Raw genomic sequence first — 10,051 nt, forward strand, 5'->3', positions numbered from 1 at the left:
TTTTTCGCCAGGTCATCATCGTGAATTCCATGATGTTCCAACGCTTTTTTGAAGCGGTTGTCGCGTAATTCTTCTTTGGTAAGCTTTCCGTTTCCATACTGATTCCATAAATCGGCATTGATGCGGATATACGTGTGGTGAAAATGCATGAAATGATCAATGGTATCTCCCAATTTCAAATCATCATACAAATACTGAAGGGCAAAGCGCGAGTTGGTTTCAAAATCCCACAGGGTTCTGTCCAAATCAAAAAATAACTGACGTACTTTCATTAAAATAATTCTTTTAAACCATATGCCAGGCCGGTTGTGATTGCTCCGTTCATACAGATTCCCAGCAAAATGAGCGGGAATGTCCGTTTATCCTTTCCGTAGAACTTCGCCGTAACGATTGATCCAACCGGAACGGATAAAAACAAAGGAGCATAAAATGCGATTCCGTAAATTCCGAAACGATGTTTCAGTTTTACAATCAGTTTATTGAATCGGGTGAATTTTCGTTTGAGCTTGAGCGGCGTTCCGTTCGTGATGGATTTATGCAATTCGGCTTGTCTTTTTTTGTGTGCACGAATCATGAAATACTCACTGGAGAAATAAAATATTAAAGCGGCCAGAAAAGCTCCCGATATACAGGCAAGATAGGTTTCAATAAAGTTCAGTTTCATTTCCGGACCCGCAAAAGGCGCAAACATGAATTTGATCATTGACAAACCAAAAAGTGTAAAATAGAAATGCCACTGCATATTTTAAGTTCTTAACATTTTACTCCATAAGCCAAATCTCCTGCATCGCCCAATCCGGGAACAATGTAAGACTGAGCAGTTAACTCTTTATCAATCGCCCCAACCCAAATACTAATGGTATCGGGAAGATGCTTTTTAACGAACTCAATAGCTTCCGGAGCAGCGATTGCAGATACGATATGTATTTTAGCCGGTTTTCCTTGTTTTAGCAAGGCTTTATAAACCATCACCATCGAACTTCCGGTTGCCAGCATCGGATCTGAGATAATCAGGGTTTTTCCGTCGATAGAAGGTGAAGCCAGGTATTCTACATGAATATCAAAATCTTCCGCCGTCGTATGCTTTCTGTAAGCTGAAACAAAAGCGCTTTCCGCACGATCGAAATAATTCAGCAAACCCTGATGCATCGGTAAACCCGCGCGCAAAATAGTTGCTAAAACAGGTTGTTGTTTCAAACGCGGAACTTCTGCTTCGCCCAAAGGAGTCGTTACCAATTCCGTTTCATATTCCAACTGTTTACTCACTTCATAAGCCAAGACCTCTGCAACCCGCTCCAAATTACGTCTGAAACGCATCGGATCGGTTTGTATTGTACAATCTCTTAACTCACCCAAAAAGGTGTTAAAAATGGAGGTGGACTGACCTAAATTATAAACCATAGTCTTTGAATATTGGAGGTAACTTTCACGCCCCTGTGAAAGGCTTTTTTGCTTATCCACAAAGAAAATGAATAAAAGCAAACAAAGGAAATAAAAATGCGTTTTGTTAATGAATTTTAGCAGTTAAAAATAAGTACTAAACCAATCCTTAGATGTAATTTTGCAACATGGCCAAACAAAGCAAAATTGATTTCAGAATTTTCAGACGCTTATTAAAGTTTGCAAAACCTTATATGGGGCTTCTGATCCTGGCTTTTTTATGTACTGTTTTACTTTCCGTAATTGGTCCTTTGCGCCCGATGATCATTGGAAACATGGTTCAAAAATACGTTGTTGACGAAGCAACCCGCAGTCAGCAATTGTTTATCCAATGGACACTCATCGTTGCCGGAATTCTCCTGTTTGAAGCGCTACTTCAATTTTTGAGTTCGTATTTCTCAAATCTGATGGCGCAATCAGTGATTCGGGATATTCGCGTGAAAGTTTTCAATCATTTGTCCACATTCCGGATGAAGTTTTTCGACCGTTCGCCGGTTGGGGGTTTGGTAACCCGCGTTGTATCGGATATCGAAGCCATTTCGGAGGTCTTTTCGTCGGGATTGATTGATATCCTGGGCGATCTTCTGATGCTGATCGTTGTGTTGGTTCTGATGTTTACCAGCAACTGGGAATTGTCCCTGCTTGCCCTGATTCCGATTCCGATCCTGATTTTTGCAACACGCGTTTTTGCGAAAGCCATGCGAAGAAGTTTTCAGCAGGAAGGAACTGCTGTTCACCGGTTGAATTCATTTGTGCAGGAACGCCTGACAGGAATGAATATCGTTCAAATCTTCGGAAGAGAAAAAATGGAATACGCCGCATTCCAGGAAGCCAATAAAACGCATCGCCAGGCACACGTAAATGCCGTTTGGGCCTTTTCCATTTTCTTCCCGGTTGTCGAATTCCTGAGTTCTTTGTCGATGTCTTTACTCATCGTTTGGGCAGCTTTTTCCATTACCGGGCAAAATGCTTCGGATGTCAAATTGTTCGGAACGGTATTCAGTTTTACGCTTTGGATTCAGATGTTGTTCCGTCCGATCCGCATGCTGGCAGATAAATTCAACATTCTACAGCGCGGAATTGTACGTGCTGACAAAGTATTTGAATTGCTGGATACGGATGAACACGTTCAGGAATCAGGAAATATTACGGAATGTGATTTCGAACAACCATTGAAATTCGAACATGTTTACTTTAGTTATAAGGATGAAGATCTGAATTCGGAAGAAAAAGACTGGGTTCTGAAAGACATTAACCTGACGATTCAGCCTAAAGAAACGGTGGCATTTGTTGGTGCGACCGGAGCGGGGAAAACTTCGATTGTGAACCTGTTGAGCCGTTTTTACGAATATCAGAAAGGAAGCATTCACATCGGAGAGGTTGAACTGCGTGAAATTCACATGGACACGCTGCGAAAGAATATTGCCATTGTGCTTCAGGATGTGTTTCTGTTTTCCGACACGATTCACAATAACATTACGCTTGGGAACGAAGCAATTACCCGCGAAGAAGTCATTGCAGCAGCAAAAGCCGTGGGCGCCGACACTTTCATTGAAAAATTACCGAACGGATATGATTATCAGGTTGGAGAGCGCGGAGGAGTTCTTTCTGTCGGACAAAGACAATTACTGGCATTCATTCGTGCGTATGTTTACAATCCGCACATTCTAATCCTCGACGAAGCCACTTCCAGTGTTGACAATGAATCGGAAATTATGATTCAACAAGCAACAGAACAACTTACAAAAGGAAGAACTTCCATCGTTATCGCACACCGGTTATCCACTATACAAGCAGCAAACAAGATTATTGTTTTAGACAAGGGTGAAATCCAGGAAATGGGTTCACACGAAGAATTATTACGCAAAGATGGATTGTACAAAAAACTACATTCCATGCAATTTACAAAGAAATGACAAACGCATTAGGATTAAAAATCGGTGGTGTTCCGGAACATTTTAATTTACCGTGGAGACTGGCAATTGAAGAAGGGAAATTCCAGGAAATCGGATTGGACCTTCATTGGTCGGACATGAGTGGCGGAACAGGACAAATGATCCGCGGGCTGGAAACAGGATCGATTGATATCGCTGTTTTGCTTACAGAAGGAATCACCAAATCCATTCTCCAGGGATTGGATGCAAAAATATTGGAAGTATACGTTGTATCTCCGTTAAGCTGGGGAATTCACGTACCGAATAAAGGAGAAATCAAAAAACCGGAAGACGTCGAGAACCAAACGTTCGCAATTTCGAGATACGGATCAGGTTCTCATTTGATGGCTTACGTCATGGCTGATCAGTACGACTGGAGCCTGGATAATCTGAAATTCAACGTTATCGGAGATGTTTACGGCGGATTGTGGGCACTTGAACACAATGAAGCTCAGGCATTTTTATGGGAAAAATACACCACTTCTCCTTTTGTTGAGCAGGGAAAATGCGATTATGTAGGAGATGTGGTAACACCATGGCCTTGTTTTGTGATTGCGGTGCGTTCCGAAGTTGCTGAAAAACATGGCGATTTATTGAAACAGATGTGTGAGATCGTCAACCAAAAAGCAGAAGAAGTCAAAAATCACCCGGATTCGGCAAAAATGATTTCCTGGCGCTACAATCTGCCTTTGGATCAGGTGAAACGCTGGTTGTCCGAAACGGATTGGAATTACAAAGGAACGGAGTATCCGCTTGCTTTTGAAAAGACGACCCATTACCTGAAAAAACTGAATTTACTTTCGGAAGAAGAAGCTGAAGACTGGAAAAGCAAGTTGTTTGTGTAAATTCCGTTAAGAGATTTTATTCGAAAAGTCAGATAATTATATATTGAATCCGTCAAATTGGCGGATTTTTTTGTTCTGTTTTTTACCCGTTTCAATCAAAAAACAAGTACCTGATCCGGAGAACAAAAAATCTTCCGGAAGGCTTATCCCCACTGAGCTAATAGACACATGTCTATTTGTCATTTGGAGCACTACTTTTTTGCTTCATATCGTTTTTACGAAGTCTAAATTGATTACTCATTCAAACATGCTTTTCTAAACTGTTTGATGCTTTAAAGTATCAATTGATCTATCAAATTACTCCTAAGAAATCTCTGTTTCAAATACTCAAAGTACATTTACAAACAACAAGGCATGAAACAACACGAAAAAATATCTGGTCAACGCTTAAAGGCAATCATCGGTGGATCCATTGGAAATCTCGTGGAATGGTATGATTGGTATGCTTATTCCGCATTCTCCCTTTACTTTTCCGGAGCTTTTTTTCCCGAACAAGACGCAACAGCTCAATTATTGAATACTGCAGGAATATTTGCCGTTGGATTTTTGATGCGGCCAATCGGAGGCTGGATGTTCGGTGGGATTGCAGACAAAATCGGGCGTAAACGAGCTATGACTTTATCTGTTCTTTTGATGTCGCTTGGATCTCTGTTAATTGCCTTAACACCAACCTATCATTCAATCGGCGTATTTGCTCCTATTCTGCTTTTAATTGCCCGCCTTCTTCAAGGGCTGAGTGTTGGTGGAGAATATGGTGTCTCAGCTACTTATCTAAGTGAAATGGCTACCGAAAACAGGCGCGGATTTTATTCCAGTTTTCAATATGTAACCTTAGTTGGCGGACAATTAATCGCGCTTGGAATTCAATTGATTTTGCAAAAATTGATTTTAACAGAGGAACAATTGCATGATTGGGGCTGGAGAATTCCCTTTGTGATCGGCGCCTTTTTGGCTGTTATCGCTTTGTATCTCCGCAGAAATCTGCATGAAACCGAAGCTTTTGAAGCGCAAAAAGAAATGAAATCAGAAAAGAAAGGAACGATCAAAGCATTGTTACAGCATCCAAAAGCTGTACTTACAGTTGTTGGTTTAACCCTTGGAGGAACACTTGCTTTCTACACATACACAACTTACATGCAGAAATTCCTGGTCAATACGGTTCATTTAAGTAACGATTTGTCTACGCTTCTTTCATTCATTACACTCCTTATTTTCATTATTCTTCAACCGGCTTTCGGCGCGCTTTCAGATAAAATAGGAAGAAAACCTTTATTGATCGGTTTTGGTGTTTTAGGAACCATTTTTACCGTTCCATTATTGACAGCACTCAGCAACACTCAATCCGTTTGGACAGCATTTTTCCTGCTAATGGCAGGATTAATTATCGTGAGTGGTTATACCAGTATTAACGCCATTGTAAAAGCGGAACTGTTCCCGGCAGAAGTTCGTGCACTCGGAGTTGGACTGCCTTACGCGCTTACAGTTGCACTCTTTGGCGGGACAGCGGAATATGTAGCACTTTGGTTCAAAGAAGCAGGGTATGAATCTTATTTTTATTGGTATATTACAGGATGTATCGCGGTTTCATTGCTGGTTTACCTGACCATGAAGGATACTAAAAAGACATCACAAATCAATCAGGATTTGAAACCTGAAAAAACAGATTTGGAGTGATTCATTTTTTTAGAATATCACCAGAAAACCAGGTAGATTAGTCTTTTATAAGAACTGTTTAAAGCTACTTCAGCTTTTTATTTTCAGCTACCAATTCAACCATTCTTTTGCCTTGTTCGGTGGTTTTGTCAGAACCGACGTTGTAACATCCTTTTCAAACCGATACTCAAACTCCTGAAAAAATACTCTGAAAGGCTTATTCCCACTGGGCTAATAGACACAACTTGTCCCGCCACTGCGGGATGTCTATTTGTATTTCTGGATATTCTTTTCCTTTAAAACATAAATTTCACCTGTAGCCTGCAATTAAATGGAGTGCCCGGTGTGAAATGAATTTCTGATACGGGTTGAGATTCGTCTTTCAAGCGGGATTCGGTTAAAAACTGCGTTTCGTTCCATTGCACATTGAACAGGTTGTTTACAATTGCTGTTATAACAAATGATTTGCGCTGATACCCCAAAGTGAAATCATTCACGAAATATCCTTTTGCCACTACGCTTCGATCTTCATTTGCAGCACGGTCTCCCATATAGCGGTAAGAAAGTGTGGCAAAAATGCCTTTTTTGAAGTTCACCTGTACTTTTCCGTCGGAAGTGAAAACGGGAGCCAGCGGAATATAATTCTGACCTTTCGGTTCACTCACCGAACGCGCATGGGAATAATTCAGGTTCGAATACAAAAACAACCATTTGTAAGGCTGAAAGGTTAACCCGGCGTCAAATCCCAAACGCTGAGAACGACCGCTTGGCTCTACGATTCCTGCATCTCCGACGTATACAAATTCCTGCTCCGAAAGCAAATACCACAGCGCGCCGTTAAATAACAAATTCTTTGTAATCTTCCAGGTAGTTCCCAAATCTGTTCCCAAAGCAAGCGGCAAGGCTTTCTTGTTCAAATTATCCGATGAAAGCAAAACGCGCGCATCATTGGAATGATAACCGATTCCCGATTTCAGATACAACTGAACCTGGTCCGTAGCATTGTACAAGAAGGTCAATTTGGGCAAAAGTACTGTTTGAGACAAGCTTTTTGGTTGATAAACACTGTCTTTCAGGTTATTGTAGTAAAAATTCACATTATCCGCCCGCAAAGCAGCATTGATCACAAAGCGTTTGATTTCCAGCTTACCGGAAGCGTATGCAAACAAATTGGTTTCATTGATATTTCCCAGCTGAACCTGGTTTCGCAGAAAAACGCGCCCCGTGGTTTGAGCCAGCCCAATGTTGTTGATATCGTCGTAGCGAAATCCACCACCGCCTGTAAAACTGAAAAGCACATCTTCTTTTAGCGTTATCGTTTTTTTGTACTCGGTTTTTCCGCCGTAAATTTTCCGTTTTTCGTATTGATGAATCTGATCTCCATTGACCGAATCTTCCAGGAAGAAAGTGAAGTTCGAAAAGAGTGAGAAATCGTAGACCGACATAAAAAAGTCGCTTTTCAAAGAAGAGGAAGCATTGATTTTTTGAATCACTCCCAATTGTACATTCGTTCTGGAAGTATTTCCACCTTCCGTATTGTCGATGGCTCCAAACCGGGAAATCGTGTGATTTGCAACCGCTCTTTCAGGAATCTGTCCGGAAGCGTTCCAACTGCTTTCAAAGGTCGAAGCCGAAACGGAGATCTTGAAATTCGGAGAAATGATCCCGGTATATTTTCCATACAAATTGATTCGTTTGAAATCCTGCGGTGAATCGAAATAATTGTCTGTTTGAAGATAATCTGCCACGAAATAAGCGTTGTTTTTCTGGTTTTCAAGGATTTTGACTCCGGCGGTAATCTTTTTGTGATGAAACATTCCGTATTCTCCCGAGACAAAGCTTTTTGCCAATTGTTCGCGCGTTTGAAAATCAACCGAACCTGCAGTCGCTAAATTGCCTTTCGTGACATCGTAAGGGCCTTTTTCAAAGTTGATTTTATCGACTGTTTCCGGAATCACGAAATGAAAATCGGCATATCCCTGACCATGCGCATGAGAAACCATGTTCACCGGCATTCCATCCACTGAAAGCGCCACATCCGTTCCGTGATCAATATCAAATCCGCGGAGAAACAATTGCTCTGCCTTCCCCCCGCCGGCATGTTGGGCAACAAATAACCCCGGAACCAATGTCAGCAATTCCTGCGCCGAACGAACGGGTTGCAAGGTCAGGTTGATATTCGCCGTTTGCGTTAACTGCGTTTTGTTTCCGGTCACTTTTACCTCGCTCAGTTCGGTGGTATTATCAAATAATTGAAAGAGTGCGTTTTTTTCAAAATACGTTTCACTGTCGATTAAAAACACCCGTTTCTTGTACCCCTGACTCTCAATTGAAATCGAATCTCCCAAATGAATATCTGTCAAAACAAATTCTCCCAAACCATTGGTCACAGCATATTTCGCAGTTCCCAGCAGGCTTATTTTCGCACTTTGAATCCCCTGGGATTGCTGGTCGATTACAATTCCGTTGATTCCATGCGAGAAACCCCGATTTGAGAGCAGAAGAATGACAAACAAAAGTGTCAATCGCTTGCCGGTTAAGGCAAAGAAGTCAATCTTTTTCATCCTGTAAAGTTTAAAACGGTTCGAATCAGGAAATCATCTTTTTCGCACGATCAACAAACAAGTGGTCCTGGTACGGGTCAATTGCGAATGCTTTTTTAATTTGTTTTGCATTATTCGTGATCAAACCGGCAATGCAATACAATTCTGCATCCTGCTTCTTTGTTTTCATCGCAATTTCAACGTGTTTTTCTGCATTCTTCAGATCTCCGTTTGCATAATAAGCAAAGGCCAGTAAGCGGTTTACATCAATGTTATTCGGACGCAGCTTGTATTCTTTCAACCCAAGTTCCAGTGCGCGTTTGTAGTCTTTTTTGAAATCCAGCAAGAAGAAAGCGTATTCCATATTCACGTTGTGTCCGGATTCAATGTCTTCCTGGAACATGGATTCGATTTTGGGAATCAATCGTTTCACCTCATCCTGCTTTCCTTGTTTTTGATACAATTTAGCCTGGTCCATGATGAAGCTGATTTCGGGAACTGCATTTAAAGCAACCGCATACAAGGAATCTGCTTTTTTGTAATTCCCCAATTTTCCTTCAACACTTGCCATTCCGGCAATTCCGAACGGATAATTTGCTCTTTCTTTTGCTGAGAACTGGTAATACGCCATGGCTGAATCCAACTGATTGTGATTCTCCAGCATTTTTCCCATCGTCACGATTGTCCAGCATTTGTATTCCGAATAAGGCGCTCCGGCTTCAATGGCCTGTTCCATGGATTTGATGCTTCCTTTCATGTCACCATAAATTTCGCGTAGGTAAGAAATCCGGCTGTATGAACGCAAATCCGGCCGGATGGAAATCATTTTATCGCAATTCTTAACGGCTTCTTCGTAGTTTCCGATCTCCACATTCGCATCCACCAATACTCCGTAAATTCCGGAATTGGTATTATTCAAAGCCAGCGCTTGTTTCCCCGTAACCAAAGCCTCGTTGAATTTGTGTTGCGACAATTGCACGGTTGATTTATAGAAAAGTGCCGTGAAACGTTGATCCGGAGTCATTTTACTTGTATCCTTCAAGGTTTCATTCAGGGTGAGCAATGCGGCATTATAGTAGTAAGGATGTTCGCCCGTGACGCGCGCTTCGTAGATGTAAATTTCGGAAAGTTTGATGAGGCTTTCAATTTTTGTTTTCTCGATTTCAGCTTCGAAAGAAAGCTTGTTGAATTTTTCCTTAATCTTCAAAAATTCGTCATATGACAAGTTTTTTTCGCGCTCCAACAAAGGTGGAATCTGAAAACCTTGTTTTACTGCAACCATTGTTTCATGCTCTTCTTTGGGTGAACCACAGGAAGAAATAATGGAAGTTGCAATCAGAAAAACGGCAATACAAATTGCATCAAAAGTGTAATTATTTTTTTTCATAACGTGTAGTGTTTGATATCGTTAGCAAGAACTGAATCAGATACGTTTGGGAGCAGGTTTTGGATTTTTGAAAGGTGGAAAAAATGACGAATTACGTCCCGATAGAAATCGGGAGGTGAATTAGAGGAATTATTAATGAGGAAATTATCAATTATCAAGAAGGAAAGTTTGATCAGGTAATAGTGAATTAGGCAATAGGCAATAGTGGTGTACAATATCTCTTTCTAATGTTAGAATTAGGTACAATCA

The 10,051-nt window shown here is 41.1% G+C and carries 7 protein-coding genes and 1 pseudogene; 3 read left to right on the plus strand and 5 right to left on the minus strand.

Going from position 1 to position 10,051, the window contains the following annotated elements:
* From Q1V93_RS11310 to upp, 3 genes and pseudogenes are all read right to left on the minus strand, one after another.
* Positions 1–272 (minus strand): annotated as a pseudogene (locus Q1V93_RS11310) (HAD family hydrolase); the annotation flags it as partial.
* Positions 272–742 (minus strand): hypothetical protein, encoded by a 471-nt coding sequence (locus Q1V93_RS11315; RefSeq protein WP_300664763.1) that lies wholly within the window; start codon positions 740–742, stop codon positions 272–274. The pseudogene Q1V93_RS11310 and the gene Q1V93_RS11315, both read right to left, overlap by 1 nt.
* An 11-nt stretch (positions 743–753) precedes the next feature.
* A complete protein-coding gene (upp, locus tag Q1V93_RS11320; protein ID WP_300664765.1) occupies positions 754–1,401 on the minus strand; it encodes a uracil phosphoribosyltransferase in 648 nt (215 codons plus the stop codon).
* Positions 1,402–1,568: 167 nt separating this feature from the next.
* On the opposite strand from upp, the gene Q1V93_RS11325 reads away from it, so the two are divergent.
* From Q1V93_RS11325 to Q1V93_RS11335, 3 genes are all read left to right on the plus strand, one after another.
* A complete protein-coding gene (locus Q1V93_RS11325) occupies positions 1,569–3,356 on the plus strand; it encodes an ABC transporter ATP-binding protein (RefSeq protein ID WP_300664767.1) in 1,788 nt (595 codons plus the stop codon).
* Positions 3,353–4,219, plus strand: coding sequence for a substrate-binding domain-containing protein (locus tag Q1V93_RS11330; protein ID WP_300664769.1), 867 nt, complete (start codon positions 3,353–3,355; stop codon positions 4,217–4,219). The genes Q1V93_RS11325 and Q1V93_RS11330 overlap by 4 nt, the downstream gene beginning before the upstream one ends.
* 354 nt (positions 4,220–4,573) lie before the next feature.
* Complete coding sequence (locus Q1V93_RS11335; protein ID WP_300664771.1) at positions 4,574–5,893, plus strand: MFS transporter; 1,320 nt, start codon at positions 4,574–4,576, stop codon at positions 5,891–5,893.
* Between the two features lie 275 nt (positions 5,894–6,168).
* On the opposite strand, the gene Q1V93_RS11340 is transcribed toward Q1V93_RS11335, so the two are convergent.
* Complete coding sequence (locus Q1V93_RS11340) at positions 6,169–8,436, minus strand: TonB-dependent receptor plug domain-containing protein (protein WP_300664773.1); 2,268 nt, start codon at positions 8,434–8,436, stop codon at positions 6,169–6,171.
* A gap of 25 nt (positions 8,437–8,461) precedes the next feature.
* Positions 8,462–9,802 (minus strand): hypothetical protein, encoded by a 1,341-nt coding sequence (locus tag Q1V93_RS11345; RefSeq protein WP_300664775.1) that lies wholly within the window; start codon positions 9,800–9,802, stop codon positions 8,462–8,464.
* Between the last annotated feature and the right edge of the window lie 249 nt (positions 9,803–10,051).

This window comes from Fluviicola sp. (genome assembly GCF_030151805.1).
GTDB lineage: Bacteria > Bacteroidota > Bacteroidia > Flavobacteriales_D > Crocinitomicaceae > Fluviicola.

Excerpts from the sequence above, each read along its gene's own strand:
- Q1V93_RS11325 (WP_300664767.1), top strand. The coding sequence starts at position 1,569 with ATGGCCAAACAAAGCAAAATTGATTTCAGAATTTTCAGACGCTTATTA.
- Q1V93_RS11340 (WP_300664773.1), bottom strand. The coding sequence starts at position 8,436 with ATGAAAAAGATTGACTTCTTTGCCTTAACCGGCAAGCGATTGACACTT.
- Q1V93_RS11315 (WP_300664763.1), bottom strand. The coding sequence starts at position 742 with ATGCAGTGGCATTTCTATTTTACACTTTTTGGTTTGTCAATGATCAAA.
- Q1V93_RS11335 (WP_300664771.1), top strand. The coding sequence starts at position 4,574 with ATGAAACAACACGAAAAAATATCTGGTCAACGCTTAAAGGCAATCATC.
- Q1V93_RS11345 (WP_300664775.1), bottom strand. The coding sequence starts at position 9,802 with ATGAAAAAAAATAATTACACTTTTGATGCAATTTGTATTGCCGTTTTT.
- Q1V93_RS11330 (WP_300664769.1), top strand. The coding sequence starts at position 3,353 with ATGACAAACGCATTAGGATTAAAAATCGGTGGTGTTCCGGAACATTTT.
- upp (WP_300664765.1), bottom strand. The coding sequence starts at position 1,401 with ATGGTTTATAATTTAGGTCAGTCCACCTCCATTTTTAACACCTTTTTG.